Genomic DNA, 16,433 nt, shown 5'->3' on the forward strand with positions numbered 1-16,433 from the left:
GCTAATGAATTTGCTTATCAAATCTGCCACTATTCTTGATCCCGGATCACCTTTTCATCAACAAGTTGCCGATATTTTAATTAAAAACGGGATTATCTCCCACATTGCCGAAGATATTGAAGCCGATGCTGACCTGGTAGATGGCGAAGGTAAATATGTATCCCCCGGCTTTTTCGATCTTAACTGCAACATTGGCGAATTAGGTTTGGAAACCAAAGAGGATATGCGTACAGGTACCCGGGCAGCCGCCGCCGGCGGTTTTACCGGTGTGGCCATGATGCCAAACACCGTGCCGCCTGTACATTCAAAAGCCGAAATTGAGTACCTGCTTAACCGTGCAAAGGGCAACCTGGTAGATGTGTATCCTTTAGGAACCATATCGCACAAGCGCGAAGGAAAGGACCTGGCCGAAATGTATGATATGTACTTAAGCGGGGCCAAGGCCTTTACCGATGGTAACCGACCCGTACAGGATGCCGGCCTTATGGAGCGTGCGTTGTTATATGCCCAGGGATTTGACGCGCTGGTTTTCTCGTACCCCGAAGATACCGCTATAGCAGGTAAAGCAAAGGTGAACGAAGGTGAGATCAGCACGCTGCTGGGTATGAAAGGAATTCCTTCGCTTGCTGAGGAACTGATGATAGCCCGCGATCTTTACCTGGCCGAATACACGGTATCAAAAATACATTTCAGCACCATATCAACCGCCCGCTCTGTTGAGCTTATTCGCGAGGCTAAACGTAAAGGCCTGGAAGTTACCTGCGATGTGGCTGCTCATCATCTTGTCCTCACGGATGAGGCCCTGCTGGGCTTTGATAGTCAATATAAGGTAAAGCCTCCGCTACGTACCAAAGATGATGTTAAAGCGCTTATAAAAGGCCTAAATGATGGCACAATTGATGCCATTGTATCGCAGCATACCCCACACGAAATTGAGTTTAAGGATGTGGAGTTTGAGGTAGCTGAGTATGGTATAATCGGCTTCCAGACAACATTGGCGCTGGCCCTGCTATCAGGCTTGCCAGTTGAGTTATTGGTTGAGAAACTTTCCATCAACCCCAGGGAAATTTTAGGGGTGGAGGTGCCGGTAATAGCCGAAGGAGAAAAAGCCAACATAGTGCTTTTTGATATAAATGCAGCATGGGAATATAACAGCAAAAGCAACCTGTCTAAGTCGATAAATTCTCCCTTTGTGGGGCAGAACTTAAAGGGCAAAGTGCTGTTAACCTATAACAATCAACAAATACTTAAATAGAAAAACTATGATCGATCCAAAAATAGAAACGGCCTACCAGGCTGCCTTAGAGGCATTTTCTAAATATAATAGCTTTGATGCTACAGGACTAAACGCTGATTTCGGTGATGTTTTCGCATCAGACGAAGATTTTTTAACCAAAGTGGATGCTTTGGACGAAGTGTTTGATAATAATCCCCAGGTTGAGGTACTTCGCGAGGTATTTTTTGATTTACTGCTGATCAATTTCTTCAGTGCCGATGTAAAGAAACTGGAAGAGGATTACCTGGATACCCCTGAATGGGAAGACATTGAAGAACAAACGCTTGATCGTGGCACCGAGCTGCTGAACCTGCTATTGTACCTTAACGAATGCGAAGACGAAGATATTGAACCAGAACTTGAAGACTACCTTAAAGAGTTTTTATTGGTTGATGAGGACGAGTTTCAGGATGAATACCGTATTTACGAACCCGTTATTGCCAACCAGATCCTGATGGAAAGCCCGGTTGAAGAAATAGCCAATGTAGCTAACAGCTTGCCGGAAGACTCTGAACTTGTCGAACTATTTTACCCAATGATGTGCTTTTTCCAGAACACCGATCCATCGCCCGAAGCAAAAGCGGTAATAGCCGAAAACGCTTTGGAAAAAGATTTTGACATGGCTGTTTTAGAGATATTGGTTAATTTTCAATAGGCTTTAAACCCATTAATTAATTGTTATATGAATGAAGAGATTGATAGAAAGATAAAAAAACAAGGACTTATTAAGGGTTTGTTATTAGGAGGTATTTTATCTGTACTGAGCGTCCTTTTTTTTTACTTTATGATTTTGATTGCAAAATCGGCTGTTACTATAACTATTGGCTCGGTGTTGTTTACATATATCCTGCCAATTGGTATATCAATTTTATTTTGCAATGCTCTTAGGAAAAAGATTGGTGGTTTTTGGAGCTTAAGACAAGCCACCACCGGGATTTTTATAATGTTTTTTGCATCGTACTTAGTTGTATATATAGTAAAAGACCAGGTGTTTGCAAAAATAATTGAACCTGATATGGCTCATAAAACGGAAGCCGCGATGCTCAATGCACTTAATAAATTAAAAGCCAGTAACCCGGAAAGTAAAAAAGAGGCAGATGCAAAAATAGCTGAGATGCAAAAGGCATTTGAGGGTGAAAAAAGTATCACCATAGGTCAGCAAATTCAGGCATTAGCAATCAGTATTATATTTTTATTTGTTTTATCAATCGTCTTCGCTGCTTTTTTTAAGAACGAGAAGCAAACACAGTCCATCGCTTGATAAGCCCATCATTATAAGTTTGTTGACCTCATATTGCGGGCCTTTTCTGAAAAGAAAGGGCCTGTTTTTATTCATAAAAATGGTGCAAAAAAGCTTTATCCAAACGCGGGGCATAAATAAACATCCTTAGGTATAGCTGATTTATGAAATATTAGTTAATTTAGTTAAATAAAAAACCTAAAATCATGACAGTAAAAAAAGCAAGTCCATCACAACCCGCAATCAAATGGGCATTAATCGGCCTGGTTACATCAATTATAATTACCTACGCCTTTCAGTTTCTTAATGTCGATCCTAATTCTTCTGTTAAATACCTCAGTTTGCTGCCTTTTATTGCTTTTCTGTTTTTAACACAAAAGGAGTACCGTGACAATCTTGGTGGTTTTATGACCTTTGGTGAAGGTTTTTTATCGGGCTTTTTATATGCTGTTTTCACAGGCGTATTATCGGCCATATTTACTTACCTGTACTATGCAATCCTAAGCCCCGAAATGGTTGAAAAAACGATTGCAGGTACACAAGCACAACTGGAAGCAAAAAATATGTCCCAGGATCAAATAGATTCAGCTATGAACATAACCCGCAAATATTTTGCGGTTTTTGGCGCTGTAGGGGCTGTTTTTATTTCGGCAATTATGGGAGTTGTTATAGCCCTTATTGGTGCGGCTATATTTAAAAAAGAACGTTCACCACTTGATGTAGCCGGTTATGCTGATTCGCAACCGGCAGCAGACCCTGCTGTTTAATATAAAATGATCTTACAATATTTTAGGCCCTTTCTGATAAGACAGGGCCTTTTTTATATCAATGATTTTTATGTAAAATGCCTTGAAAATACCCCACCGTTGGTACACCTTTAACATACCTTACGTGCACCTTTAGATCACCTTAGTAATACTTGTTTATGTACTTTTAAATAACCTTTTATAATCTCCTGTTTTTAATTAAGTATTTTATAATAAGAGTTTTGTGTCGGTATGTAAACTCTTTTTTGTAAAAGAAAGCCGGAAATTATTCTTCGGGAGAAACCAGGATGTCAGTTTGTATACAAAGAAAAAAAATATAAAAAACAGTCAGTGAATGGTGCGAAAGGATTTTAAATACCGGGTTAACTATGCTGAGGGAATTGATGCAAACAAAACAGCCCGAAAGATAATCTCCCGGGCTGTTTAATATGTAGTAAGAAGCTTTTACTTCTTCATTACCTGTTTCACAATATCATTGCCAAAAACAAATACCATCAGCGTAACCAGTATCACAAAACCTACTATCTGGGCGCGCTCCAGGAACTTATCGCTTAACGGCTTACCCTTTATCATCTCCACGATGAGAAATACGGCATGGCCACCATCCAGCGCCGGGATGGGCAACAGGTTCATTAGGGCTAATACCATTGATAAAAAGCCTACCAGGCTCCAGAAGTGAACCCAATCTATAGTGCTGCCAAACAGGTTGGCAATTGCAACCGGACCGCTTACTGCTTTGTTAAACTTTACATCGCCCTTAAAAATTTTGCCTAAACCTTTGGCGTTATCGGTAAAGGTGCTTATTGCTCTTGATGCGCCTATTGGTAAGGATGCGAAGAAACCATATTTAATAGTTCTTATCTCGGGGAGGTCGTTTTTAGATGGATAGAAACCCAATGTGCCGTCATTGCCTAACTGGGCTTTTATCACCATAGGGTTACTATTACGTTTTATAGTCAAATCAACCAGCTTACCTTTGTTTTTTTGAAGTTCAGGTTTTACCTGGTCATAAAAAGCAATAGGTACGTTATTAATGGCAACAATGCTATCACCTTTAAGCAATCCTGATTTTCGTGCTGCTCCATTTGGAGATAACGAATCAACTACAAACTTCATCCTTGGCACACGGCTTATAAACTCTTCAATGCCGTTATCGCTCAGGTCATTTAATATGGTGTGCGGTACAGTTACACTTAACGTTTGAGTACCGCGTAGAACGGTAAAAACTGTGTTTTCAAGTAATACTTTAGGGCTGGTAAGGTCGTCAAAACGCACAACAGCTTTGCCGTTAACTGCGGTGATCTTATCGCCAGCCATTAAACCGATTTTTTTACCAACTACACCGGGTACAATACCGTATTTGGCACTTGAGTTTGGTATATAACTTTCGCCGAAACGCATAGTCAGAATCCAGAATATCAGGATACCCAGGATAACGTTCACGGTAACACCACCAAGCATTACAATTAAACGCTGCCAGGCCGGTTTTGAACGGAACTCCCAGGGTTGCGGCGGGCCGGCCAGTTGGTCGGTATCCATTGATTCATCTATCATACCGGCAATTTTAACATAACCACCCAAAGGCAGCCAGCCAATACCATATTCAACACCTTTATATGTAAATTTAAACAGGCTTATGTTCCATGCATCAAAAAACAGGTAAAACTTCTCTACTTTAATCCCAAAGGCACGTGCCGCTAAAAAATGACCCAACTCATGCAGGATTATTAAAATTGAAAGGCCCAGTACAAGCTGGCCCACCATTATCACTATACTCATTAATTTATATTTATCTATTTAATAGTGTATTGCCTTTAACGGCAATTTTTGTATAAAATTTTGCGCAAAGATGCGTGTTTCTTCGTCAGTATTCAAATAGTCGGTTAAGGTGGGCTGCGCTATATGCTTTATATGCTGCATGCATTCCTCAATAAGGTTGCTCATAGCTAAAAAACCAATGCTATTGTTGAGGAAACCAGCCACGGCTATTTCATTGGCTGCATTAATAATACAAGGCATGTTTCCACCTTGTTTTAAGGCCTGGTACGCTAAATTAAGATTACGAAAAGTTTCCAGGTCTGGTTTTTCAAAAGTAAGATTAGGATAATCGGTAAAGCTAAAGCGTTTAAAATCGTTTTGGATCCGGTCGGGATAGGTAAGCGCGTATTGAATAGGCAACTTCATATCCGGCAAACCCATTTGTGCTTTGATTGATCCGTCTTTGAACTGCACCATCGAGTGGATGATTGACTGCGGATGAACAATTACATCTATCTGGTCGGCGTCTATRTCAAAAAGCCATTTGGCTTCTATTACCTCGAGGCCCTTATTCATAAGCGATGCCGAATCGATAGTGATTTTGGCGCCCATTACCCAGTTGGGGTGTTTAAGCGCGTCCTCGCGGGTTACATCTGCCAAAAAATCAACCCCACGACCCCGGAATGGCCCCCCAGAAGCGGTGATGATCAACTTTTCGATAGGATTAGCTTCTTCACCGGCAAGGCATTGAAATATAGCCGAATGTTCTGAATCAACAGGAAGGATTTTTACACCATGTTGTTTGGCAAGGGCTGTTACAATTTCGCCGGCTACAACCAGTGTTTCTTTATTGGCAAGGGCAATATCCTTGCCCGATTTAATGGCGGCAATAGTAGGCTCCAGCCCGGCAAAGCCAACCATTGCAGTAAGCACTATAGCAATATCCGGATGGGTAACCGTATCAATAATGGCCTGGTGTCCGGCAAGCACCTTTGTTGGCTGGTGGGCCAGTGCTTCTTTTACCTGCAGGTATTTACTTTGATCGCATATTATAGCATACTCAGGCTCAAATTCAATGGCCTGGCTAATGAGCAGATCGGCATTGGAATGTGCGGTAAGTAAAAAAGCCCTGAACAGGTTACTGTTACCCTTTATAACCTGGAGGGTTTGCGTACCTATACTGCCTGTTGAGCCAAGTATGGCAATGTTTTTTATCTGATTACTCAATGAAGCTTTAATATTTAAAATCGTCTTTGCTTCGTTCCTCGCACTGACGGGTGGTATTTTTTATTTGCTAATATACTCTTTTAATCCATCAGCTATCTTCCTGTCATTTGATAGCCGTGGCACTTTATTCTGTCCCCCAAGTTTACCTTCCGAACGCATGTAATTAATGAACGCGTCTTTTTGCAGGCTTTGGATGATCAAAGGTTGTAAAATGTTACCTTCCATCAGGTCAAAATAGTAAATATTTTTCTTTTGCAGGGCTTTATCTACTTTTATGGCAAATGCCTGAAGATTGGAAGGTGGTGTACCAAACTCCACAAACCACTCATGATAGGGGAGCTGCCCTGCAGGCGGGTTAACCTGTGGCGCTACCGTGAACTCAATTACATCAACACCTTCTTGTTTAGCTACGCTCATTAAGGCATGCTCAACCTCTTCACCAATCACATGCTCGCCAAATGCCGAGATATAATGTTTGATGCGGCCTGTTACGATGATCTTATACGGGTTTTTGGAAATGAATTTAATGGTATCGCCCAAACTGTAGCCCCACAAACCGGCGCTTGTATTCATGATAAGGGCGTAATTTTTTTCCAGTTCTACATCTTTAATGTTGATACGTGTAGGGTATTCATTAAAATATTCTTCGGATGGAATGAATTCGTAAAATATCCCCGAATCGACCAATAACAGCAATCCTTTTTCTTTCTGCGAATCCTGGAAAGCAATGAAGCCTTCCGATGCAGGATAAGTTTCGATGGAATCGATTTTAAATCCGATGCTTTCTTCCATCCGGGCTCTGTACGGCTCGTAGTTTACTCCGCCATGAACGTAAAGTTTAAAATTGGGAAAGATCTCTTTCACCTTTTTGCCCCCGGATTTTGCCGAAAGCCTGTCGAAATACATCTGACACCAGGGTGGGATGCCCGATATAAGGCGCATATCCTGGTTAAAGGTTTCTTCAACAATGGCATCAACTTTTTGCTCCCAATCCTCAATACAATTGGTATCATAAGCTGGTAAGCGATTTTTTTGCAGGTAGGCTGGCACATGATGAGCTACAATACCCGAAAGCCTGCCGGTTGAAACACCGTTTTTTTCTGCCAGTACAGGGCTCCCCTGTAAAAATATCATTTTACCATCCACAAAATCGGCATTGCCGGTTTCGTGAATGTAGCTGAGCAGGGCATTGCGGGCAGCCTTGATATGCTGTGGCATACTTTCTTTTGATATCGGGATATATTTAACACCCGATGTAGTGCCCGATGTTTTGGCAAGATAGGCTGGTTTACCCGGCCATAATACGTTTTCTTCGCCGTTTACAACCCTATCTATGTAAGGGCGCAGGTCCTCATAATCATGGATAGGTACGTTTCTTTTAAAATCTTCGTAATTGTTAATCTGCGAAAAATTGTGCGCCTTGCCAAAAGCAGTATCTTTTGCCTGGAATACCAGGTTGCTGAATGTTTTTTGCTGCAATGCGGGCGCGTTTGTACGTATATAGTTAAGCTCCCTGTTTACAAGGGCCGCAAATACTTTGCTCAATACAGATTTTAAACCCATTGTTTAATTGGTTTCGGCAATGTCGTCATCTACATCCAGGTGGCTGTAAACTAATTTACGGTAAGTAACCATAATTATTACCTGTATAAAAGGAAAAGTAAGAATGAACCAGCAATAAAATGCCAGCCTGAAAATAAACCCTCCTTTTTCATCTAAGCCGGTTAGATTAATAATAAGGAACACCGGGATCAGCGCTAAAATCAATATGCCCATTATGATGGCAAATATGCCAAGCGTTTTAAAAAAATTATCTTTAGTTATTTCAAAGCTTTGTCTAAGGGATTCTATTGGTGAAGAGTCATCATCCACAATAAAACAAATACAAAAGATACTCCGCAGGCTGATGTAAAGGATCAAAAGCAGTTCAATGGTTTGAAAGATGCTTTCGAAACCCAAAGTACGCTCGGCCAATAAATAAAAGAAAAATAACACCGCAACCAGCAAGGCTGTTAATAAACCAATGATCACAAAGTTGAAGGTCATCCTAAGTGAAGGCAGGATGTCTTTAAACTCAAATTCATAGTATTCCCTATCCATTAAGGTTAGTATCAGCTTATAAAAGCTTAAACCTATATAGCATTGTATTATAAGTTGAACAAATATGAAAATGAATTTGGTTAAAAAATCATTTTCGAGCAGGATAAATGCTTTAATAAAATCTACACCCTCATTAATAAACAACGAAATAACCGAGTATACTACCAAAAGGGCAAAATTTTTCTTTAATACATTCCATGCAGTTTTAATGGTTTCCGCAACAGAAAAAGTGTGGTACATAGGTGGTTATGATCTGTTTAAAATTACCCGCTTCCAAAAATCCTGCATAAATCCTATCCCGTAGGCTGTAAGTTGAGTGAAGGCCGCAATAATGCTCAAAAATGCAATTTTTGCTGATTTGTTTTTCCACCAAGCGTGAAAAAATATTAACAAAATAATAACTGCCAGTATAAAGTTCCCCAACCCGGCTATTTGCCAGCCAAGCAGGTTAAAAATTAACGTAAAAATAATGAAGAGCGTAAAAGCTGCCGGAAAAAAATGCACCGCCTTTAATTCCCTGGGGAAAAATTTATAAATGTTGATGCGCGCTCTTCCAAAAAAATGCAGTTGCTTAAAAAACTGGATAAAATTGGTCCGCCTTTTATGGAAAACAATAGCATCCGGTATCAGCCCGATCCTGAATCCCATAGAATGGATGCGGATGCTGTACTCAATATCCTCGCCGAGGCGTGTTATGATAAAACCACCGGCCTTTTCCCATACCTGTCTTGATACCCCCATATTAAAGCTGCGCGGGTGAAACTGGCCGATCCCATTTTTATTACCGCGTATGCCGCCGGTAGTAAAAGGGGAGGTCATGGAGTAGCTGATAGCTTTTTGCGTTGGTGTAAATGAAGCATGTGCGCCATCCGGGCCACCGTAAGCATCTAAATAATTTGAGGCTAAAGAATTGTTCACTATCTGCAAGTAATCAGCCGGGATTAAACAATCCGAATCGAATATAACAAAGTAATCGCCCTTAGCCCGCTCAAAACCAAAGTTGCGGGTAAAGCCCTGGCCCTCGTTGGCTTTTTTAAAGTACCGAACATCAAGTTTATCGGCAAAGCTGTTTACAATAGCTTCGGCATCGTTAACAGAGCCATCTTCTATCACCAAAACCTCAAAATTCCGGTACGTTTGCAGTACAAGGGTATCCAGCAGCTCTTTAATCTCCTGCGGGCGGTTATATAATGGAATGATGATGGAAAAAAACATGCCTTTTTTTTAGATATGAGATATGAGATGTGAGATTTGAGATCAAGACTGCTTATTTTTTGTCTCATATCTCAAATCTCACGTCTCATATCTGTTTAAATAACTTCCTCTACCTGGTAATGATTGCGTTCGCTTGAATTACGGGAAACCAGTTCGGCAACAAAGCCGGTTAAAAATAGTTGGGAGCCTAAAATGATGGCTACAAGCGCTATGTAAAACATTGGGCTGTCGGTTACATCTCTATACTTTTCGCCGTGAGCTATCAGGTAAAGTTTATCACTTATCATCCAAATAGCTATCGCAAGCCCCGTAAAGAAGCTTAGTGTTCCCATGGTGCCAAAAAAGTGCATTGGGCGCTTGCCAAACTTGCCTACAAAAAATATGGAGAGCAGATCAAGGAAACCGTTAACAAAGCGGCTCATGCCAAACTTCGTCTTGCCATATTTGCGGGCCCGGTGTTCAACCACCTGTTCGCCAATTTTGGTGAAACCTGCCCATTTGGCCAATACCGGTATATATCGGTGCATTTCGCCATACACTTCAATATTTTTAACAACCACACTGCGATAAGCTTTTAAACCGCAGTTAAAATCATGCAGGTTATCAATTCCGCTCATTTTACGGGTGGCGGCGTTAAACAACCGGGTTGGTATAGTTTTGCTTAGCGGATCGTAACGTTTTGCTTTCCAGCCAGATACCAGGTCGTATTTTTCTTCAACAATACGGCGATAAAGCTCCGGAATCTCGTCAGGGCTGTCCTGCAGGTCGGCATCCATAGTGATCACCACATTGCCCCTGGTAGCCTCAAAACCCTTATTTAAAGCAGCCGATTTGCCATAATTACGCCTGAATTTTATCCCTTTTATAAAGGGATTGTTGAGGCTTAACTTCCTGATCATTTCCCAGGAACCATCCTTACTGCCGTCATCAATCAATATGATCTCGTAAGTAAAACGGTTATCATCCATCACACGGCTTATCCATGAGGTAAGCTCGGGCAATGATTCTATTTCGTCATAAAGCGGTACTACAACTGATATATCCATTTAGTCGGGATGCAATGTTGGGCTGAAATAAAGTTTGCCCGCAATCATCCGCAAAAATATAAAAAATAGGTAATGGTTTGTACATTGATTTTTGCCTCTCCTAAATCCTTTCTAAAGATAGCCTCACCCAACTCTCTCCAAAGGAGAGGGCTTTATTACTGTTAAATCTTGCAAATCATAACTCCACTCCAAAAGTGAGGATTTATGTGAGGCTTTTTATACTATGTAACTCCTCTATTACGTTAAAAGCACTTGAAAATATTTTTATAACTTGCCCTTCACTATAAATAAAACCCCTATGAAATTTAATAAAGCAATCCTATTTGTGCTTTTGTGTACTTATGCGGTATTAAGCTATGCGCAAAACGGCGATCAGCAGGGTGTAAAGTACGATCAGCATAAAGTGTTTAGCCCTTTATTTTATCCCCAAAAAGGTAATGAATTCAGGAACGCAGGCGGGGCGCCTGGTTCAAAATACTGGCAAAACCGGGCCGATTATAAACTCAATGTTACGTTGGATACGGCAAAGCACCGTATTGATGGTACTGCTGTTATTACCTATACTAATAACAGCCCGGATGCGTTGACATTTTTATGGCTGCAGGACGATCAAAATATTTACCGGGAGGATTCAAGGGCAGAAGCTGCGAGTGGTCTTAACGGTGGCCGCTTTGCTAACAAAAGCTACACCCGGGGCGATGAAATAAAAGCTATCTATATTATCAAAAACGGCAAAACCGAAAAGGCCGATTACCTGGTGACAGATACGCGCCTGCAAATTAAACTCAAAGACTCACTTAAAGCGACCGGCGGCAAGTTGCAGATAAAAATAGAATATGGTTTTGAGATTCCACAATATGGTACCGACCGCATGGGCCGCCTGCAAACCAAAAACGGGTGGATATACCAGCTGGCGCAATGGTACCCGCGCATGGAGGTTTATGACGACGTAAGCGGATGGAATACCTTGCCATACCTTGGCGCAGGCGAGTTTTACCTGGAGTATGGCAATTTTGATTACACCATTACCGCGCCGGCCGGTTTAATAATAACAGGATCTGGCGAGTTGCTTAATCCGTCGGAGGTTTATTCGCCATCAACCATTACCCGGCTTGCTGCTGCCCGCAATAGCGATAAAACGGTAATGATTAGGGATGAGACTGATATTTTGCGTGGTAACGATCATACTAAAAAGCCGGCGTTAACCTGGCATTTTGCCTGCAAAAATGCCCGCGATATAGCCTGGGCAGCTTCAAAAGCATTTATATGGGATGCAGCCCGTATTAATCTGCCCAGCGGTAAAAAGGCGCTGGCGCAATCTGTATACCCTGCAGAGGCAAAAGGGAGCAATGCCTGGAGCCGTTCAACAGAATATGTAAAAGCGGCCATTGAACTATATTCAAACCAGTGGTTTGAGTATACTTATCCCGTGGCGACTAACGTTGCCGGTACTGTTGGCGGTATGGAATACCCTGGAATTGTTTTCTGCGGATCGGAGAATAAAGCCGGGAGCTTATGGGAAGTTACTAACCACGAGTTTGGGCACAACTGGTTCCCGATGATAGTAGGCTCAAATGAGCGTAAATATGCTTGGATGGACGAAGGTTTTAATACCTTTTTAAATAACGTGGATACCCGTGTTTTTAATAAAGGCGAATATTATGAGGTAACAGATCAGCAAAAAGCAGCTTCTGGTTTGTTTAGCGCCGATGCAGAACCGATTATGAATATCCCCGATGTTTTACAGGAGAATTTTTTAGGTGTGGCGGCCTATGAAAAACCGGCTTTGGGTTTAACCATTTTGCGCGAACAGATCCTGGGCGAACAGCGATTTGATTATGCCTTTCGCACCTATATTAAACGCTGGGCCTTTAAGCATCCAACACCATGGGATTTTTTCCATACCATGGATAATGCCGCAGGCGAAGACCTGAGCTGGTTTTGGAACGAGTGGTTTTTTACCACCTGGAAGCTTGACCAGGGCATAAGCGCCATTAATTATCCTGATGGGGATGCCTCTAAAGGAGCATTTATCACCATTGAGAACCTGGAAGAAATGGCCTTGCCGGTTACCATCAGTATAAAAGAAGAAAACGGTAAAACAGGTATTGTAAAGCTGCCTGCCGAAATATGGCAACGCGGCGGAGTATGGACATTCCCTTATAAATCAACTTCGAAGATAATTGTTGCGACCATTGATCCTGATCATAAGTTGCCCGATGTAAATACCGAAAATAATTCGTTTAGCGGTTTACCTATACCAAAAGGAGTAACGGCGGCCAGTGTTATAAAAAACTATCTTGATGCTATTGGCGGTGCTGATAAACTGAAAAATATAAAGGACCTGCAAATATCATCAACGGCAAGTGTACAGGGTTCTGAGGTGCAAATGGTTACAAGATATCGCACACCGGGAATGTTTTTTCAACAAATCACCGTACCATCATACAGTAACCTGGTGCTTAGTCATATTTTGGTGAATGATAATAACATAAGCGTAAAACAGGTAAACCGTGATGTTCCTTTAGATGATGTAGCCAAAAAACTGGTAAAAGAAAAAAGTAAACCATTCCCCGAACTTGATTATCAAAATAACGGCAATGCTATGGTACTTGATTCAACCCTTAAGGTTGTAAATAATGAGATGGCTTATGAAATTGACATAAATATCGCCGATGGCGCCGTGATCAGGAATTTTTATGATCAAAAAACCGGGTTGAAAGTTAAGCAGGTGGTGGATGGCCCGGTAAATTCAATTATTGAATGGGGCGATTATGAAGGTATAAACGGAGGAGTGAAGGTGCCATTTATTATAAAAACAGTTGTACTGGGCCACCCTGCCGATTTTAAGGTTAAGGAAACCGCCGTGAATAGTAATATGCCGGCTGTGTCATTTCAGTAATTATTTCATCAATATTTTTATATTTAGGGCGCTGGTATTTAATATCGGCGCTTTTTTTAATTTGAATATGAAGAAAATTTTACTTGCTTTAATAATTTCAGTTGCTTTCGTTAATCCGGGTTTAGCAAAGCCTGATACCACGTTGTATTATATGAAAAACGTATCAGGAGTAAATAGTTCAAATGATTCCGAAAATGCTGTTCCGGCTGATGGTAAAGATGATGCTACTTTGATAAGGGCAATTATATCGCCAAATTTTGTAGAAGACAGCCTCTATACCGTATATGATTATTATTTAAATGGAAAAATAAAGTTTACCGGCAAGTCAAAATGGAAAAGTTACGATTTAAGTTTAGAGGGGACAAGCGTAGAATTTTTTAAAAATGGACACAAAAGAAGGATCTGTACCTTTGATAAAGGTGTAAAAAAAGGAGATATACTTACGTATTTTCCTAATGGCGCACTCAATACCATAAAGACTATTCCCGAGGTTGATAGAAGTAATTACGAAGGTATCTTTCGGCAGATCAAGACCGAAACTCAAATGAAGAGTTATAATAACTTTATGGATTCTTTAAACAGGATTGTTTTAAAGCAATGCCAGGATTCAACCGGGAAAATTTTGGCCGAAAATGGCAGCGGAAAATGGATTGAGTACCAAAACGACTATAGAAACCCATTTGCCGAGGGGGAAGTGAAAAATGGTTTTGAAGATGGCGAATGGCATGGACAGCTCAACGATACAATTAATTATACCTGTAAATATAGTAAGGGGAGCTTAAAGCAAGGTAAAAGCATTAGTACTACGGGTAAAATATACGCTTTTACCGAAATTTTAAGTTTACCTGAATTTCCTGGCGGGGTTGAAAAGTTGTCTGCCTATTTTGGCAAAACGCTACACTATACTCCGGATGCCCGTGAAAAGAGGATACAGGGCAGGGTAATATTGCGTTTTGTTATTCACAAGGACGGTTCATTAGCGAATATTGAAATTATACGAAACCTCTGGCCAAGCTTAGATGCCGAAGCATTAAATGCTTTGAAGACCTCTCCAAATTGGCTGCCCGGATATAGGTATGGTGTCAAAACAGATATAGTTTACTCGATACCAGTAAGTTTTACGCTGGCTTATGATAACTGATCCACCGATTAATCCAACCCTAAAACCTTACTCGTCCGTTTACGCGTGGCTACACTCAACGCTTCATCATTGGCTAATGATAGCCCGTACGATGGGATCATCAGCTTCAGTTTTTCCTGCCATGCGACTGTTTTTACATGTGTTTTAAAACAACGCTCAATCAGGTGTACCATAATAGGCACAGATGTTGACGCGCCCGGTGAAGCGCCCAACAATGCCGAAATGCTGCCATCTGCCGATGTTACTACTTCGGTACCAAATTCCAGTACGCCGGTATGTTTGGCGTCTTTTTTAATTACCTGTACGCGCTGGCCGGCTATGTCCAACGTCCAGTCTTCGGCTTTGGCAGTTGGCAGGTATTCCTGCAGGGCTTTAAGCCTGTCGGCCGGCGATTGCATTACCTGGCTAATTAAGTATTTGGTTAAAGGCCAGTTATCGCGCCCTACGGCAAGCAATGGGAGTATATTATTTAGTTTAATAGTGCAGAACAAATCAAGTAGCGAACCTTTTTTTAAAAAACGGGTAGAGAAACCTGCATACGGACCGAATAGCAACTCACGTTTGCCATCTATCATCCGGGTATCCAGGTGCGGTACCGACATTGGCGGCGAACCTACCGATGCCTTGCCATAAACCTTGGCTTCATGACGTTTAATAACATCGGGGTTATTACACACCAGCCATTGCCCGCTTACCGGGAAACCGCCAAAACCCTTGCTCTCCTGGATGCCCGATTTTTGCAGCAGGGGCAAAGCGCCGCCACCCGCACCAACAAATACAAATTTGGCGTTCAGCTTTCTTTTTTGGCCGCTGGTTTTATCTTTTACGGTAACCAGCCAGCTACCATCTTTATTGCGTTTCAGGTTGCTTACATCGTGGTTTAGATGCAGACTTACGCCAGGTTTTTGTTTAAGGTTATTTATTAAGCCACTGGTTAAGCTGCCAAAGTTTACATCGGTACCAATATCCATAAAAGTAGCAGATACCTCTTCATGCTCATCACGGCCGTCCATTACCAAAGGAATCCATTTTTTTATCTGCGCCTTATCCTCAGAGTATTCCATCCCCTTAAAAAAGTGATGTTTAACAAGGGCTTGCTGGCGTTTTTTAAGATAATTTACATTATCGCGCCCCCAAACAAAGCTCATGTGCGGTACTTTGCGAATGAAGCTTTGTGGCGATGCTATATATTTTTTATCGATGAGGTAAGTCCAGAATTCTTTGGTGATCTCAAATTGCTCGGCAATTTTGATAGCCTTTTTAATTTCTACTGTACCATCAGGGAGTTCGGGCGTATAATTCAGCTCGCAGAAGGCGGAGTGCCCGGTACCTGCATTATTCATCGGGGCCGAACTTTCTGCTGCGATGACATCCAGGCGTTCAAAAATTTCGATGGTTAAATTTGGTTGCAGTTCTTTAAGCATTACACCCAGTGTGGCGCTCATAATGCCCGCGCCTATTAAAACTACATCAACCGTTGTGCCCGAAACTTTTTCGTTATTAGTCATCTTATTATGATACCTTGTAACAGGTATTTTGAAATTAAATACACCAGTTTATAACCTGATTTTTGCCAAATTGTTATGTTAACAATCTCCTGTCGGATTTATTTACGGCAGGGGGAAATTAAATCGGACAATTTTAAGGATTTTTTAGACAAAACAGGCTTTAAACTGTCCGAAAATTGCAATAAACCATGTTTAAATTTAAACAGACAGGTTTTTGTACAAATTACCACAGCTGTATTTATGATTAATTAAC

Annotated in this window: 13 protein-coding genes; 6 read left to right on the top strand and 7 right to left on the bottom strand. The window is 41.3% G+C overall.

Features of this window, described 5'->3' with window-relative positions:
• Positions 1–4 precede the first annotated feature (4 nt).
• From AC1DQW_RS10145 to AC1DQW_RS10160, 4 genes are all read left to right on the top strand, one after another.
• A complete protein-coding gene (locus AC1DQW_RS10145; RefSeq protein ID WP_477453975.1) occupies positions 5–1,255 on the top strand; it encodes a dihydroorotase in 1,251 nt (416 codons plus the stop codon).
• A 7-nt stretch (positions 1,256–1,262) separates the two neighbouring features.
• Positions 1,263–1,931: a hypothetical protein gene (locus AC1DQW_RS10150; protein WP_477416595.1), complete on the top strand. Its 669-nt coding sequence runs from the start codon at positions 1,263–1,265 to the stop codon at positions 1,929–1,931.
• A 27-nt stretch (positions 1,932–1,958) separates the two neighbouring features.
• On the top strand, positions 1,959–2,537 hold the full coding sequence (locus AC1DQW_RS10155) for a DUF4199 domain-containing protein (protein ID WP_477453976.1): 579 nt from the start codon (positions 1,959–1,961) through the stop codon (positions 2,535–2,537).
• A 185-nt stretch (positions 2,538–2,722) separates the two neighbouring features.
• On the top strand, positions 2,723–3,283 hold the full coding sequence (locus AC1DQW_RS10160) for a DUF4199 domain-containing protein (protein ID WP_477453977.1): 561 nt from the start codon (positions 2,723–2,725) through the stop codon (positions 3,281–3,283).
• Positions 3,284–3,727: 444 nt separating this feature from the next.
• Here AC1DQW_RS10160 and rseP read toward each other — a convergent pair whose 3' ends face one another.
• From rseP to AC1DQW_RS10190, 6 genes are all read right to left on the bottom strand, one after another.
• Positions 3,728–5,062 carry an RIP metalloprotease RseP gene (gene rseP / locus AC1DQW_RS10165; protein ID WP_477453978.1) on the bottom strand — a complete coding sequence of 445 codons (1,335 nt, stop codon included), beginning with the start codon at positions 5,060–5,062 and terminating at the stop codon, positions 3,728–3,730.
• Positions 5,063–5,080: 18 nt separating this feature from the next.
• Positions 5,081–6,268 (bottom strand): 1-deoxy-D-xylulose-5-phosphate reductoisomerase, encoded by a 1,188-nt coding sequence (locus AC1DQW_RS10170; protein ID WP_477453979.1) that lies wholly within the window; start codon positions 6,266–6,268, stop codon positions 5,081–5,083.
• 60 nt (positions 6,269–6,328) lie between these two features.
• Entirely contained in the window at positions 6,329–7,831 is a 1,503-nt protein-coding gene (locus tag AC1DQW_RS10175) for a GH3 auxin-responsive promoter family protein (RefSeq protein WP_477453980.1), read from the bottom strand.
• Positions 7,832–7,834: 3 nt separating this feature from the next.
• Positions 7,835–8,608 (bottom strand): glycerophosphoryl diester phosphodiesterase membrane domain-containing protein, encoded by a 774-nt coding sequence (locus AC1DQW_RS10180; RefSeq protein WP_477403120.1) that lies wholly within the window; start codon positions 8,606–8,608, stop codon positions 7,835–7,837.
• Positions 8,609–8,614: 6 nt separating this feature from the next.
• Positions 8,615–9,583, bottom strand: a complete 969-nt coding sequence (locus tag AC1DQW_RS10185; protein WP_477453981.1) for a glycosyltransferase family 2 protein — start codon at positions 9,581–9,583, stop codon at positions 8,615–8,617.
• 95 nt (positions 9,584–9,678) lie between these two features.
• A complete protein-coding gene (locus AC1DQW_RS10190) occupies positions 9,679–10,629 on the bottom strand; it encodes a glycosyltransferase family 2 protein (protein WP_477453982.1) in 951 nt (316 codons plus the stop codon).
• A 298-nt stretch (positions 10,630–10,927) separates the two neighbouring features.
• Between AC1DQW_RS10190 and AC1DQW_RS10195 the strand changes: the two genes are divergently transcribed.
• Both AC1DQW_RS10195 and AC1DQW_RS10200 read left to right on the top strand, forming a co-directional pair.
• Positions 10,928–13,531 (top strand): M1 family metallopeptidase, encoded by a 2,604-nt coding sequence (locus AC1DQW_RS10195; protein WP_477453983.1) that lies wholly within the window; start codon positions 10,928–10,930, stop codon positions 13,529–13,531.
• Positions 13,532–13,598: 67 nt separating this feature from the next.
• On the top strand, positions 13,599–14,672 hold the full coding sequence (locus AC1DQW_RS10200) for an energy transducer TonB (RefSeq protein WP_477453984.1): 1,074 nt from the start codon (positions 13,599–13,601) through the stop codon (positions 14,670–14,672).
• A gap of 8 nt (positions 14,673–14,680) precedes the next feature.
• Here the strand turns inward: AC1DQW_RS10200 and AC1DQW_RS10205 are convergent, their stop codons facing one another.
• Positions 14,681–16,180, bottom strand: a complete 1,500-nt coding sequence (locus tag AC1DQW_RS10205; protein WP_477453985.1) for a malate:quinone oxidoreductase — start codon at positions 16,178–16,180, stop codon at positions 14,681–14,683.
• Positions 16,181–16,433: the final 253 nt, after the last annotated feature.

This window comes from Mucilaginibacter sp. P5_A4 (assembly GCF_056400605.1).

Bases quoted from the DNA above. Each gene is read 5' to 3' on its own strand.
- AC1DQW_RS10145 (WP_477453975.1), top strand. From the start codon at position 5: ATGAATTTGCTTATCAAATCTGCCACTATTCTTGATCCCGGATCACCT.
- AC1DQW_RS10150 (WP_477416595.1), top strand. From the start codon at position 1,263: ATGATCGATCCAAAAATAGAAACGGCCTACCAGGCTGCCTTAGAGGCA.
- AC1DQW_RS10155 (WP_477453976.1), top strand. From the start codon at position 1,959: ATGAATGAAGAGATTGATAGAAAGATAAAAAAACAAGGACTTATTAAG.
- AC1DQW_RS10160 (WP_477453977.1), top strand. From the start codon at position 2,723: ATGACAGTAAAAAAAGCAAGTCCATCACAACCCGCAATCAAATGGGCA.
- rseP (WP_477453978.1), bottom strand. From the start codon at position 5,062: ATGAGTATAGTGATAATGGTGGGCCAGCTTGTACTGGGCCTTTCAATT.
- AC1DQW_RS10175 (WP_477453980.1), bottom strand. From the start codon at position 7,831: ATGGGTTTAAAATCTGTATTGAGCAAAGTATTTGCGGCCCTTGTAAAC.
- AC1DQW_RS10180 (WP_477403120.1), bottom strand. From the start codon at position 8,608: ATGTACCACACTTTTTCTGTTGCGGAAACCATTAAAACTGCATGGAAT.
- AC1DQW_RS10185 (WP_477453981.1), bottom strand. From the start codon at position 9,583: ATGTTTTTTTCCATCATCATTCCATTATATAACCGCCCGCAGGAGATT.
- AC1DQW_RS10190 (WP_477453982.1), bottom strand. From the start codon at position 10,629: ATGGATATATCAGTTGTAGTACCGCTTTATGACGAAATAGAATCATTG.
- AC1DQW_RS10195 (WP_477453983.1), top strand. From the start codon at position 10,928: ATGAAATTTAATAAAGCAATCCTATTTGTGCTTTTGTGTACTTATGCG.
- AC1DQW_RS10200 (WP_477453984.1), top strand. From the start codon at position 13,599: ATGAAGAAAATTTTACTTGCTTTAATAATTTCAGTTGCTTTCGTTAAT.
- AC1DQW_RS10205 (WP_477453985.1), bottom strand. From the start codon at position 16,180: ATGACTAATAACGAAAAAGTTTCGGGCACAACGGTTGATGTAGTTTTA.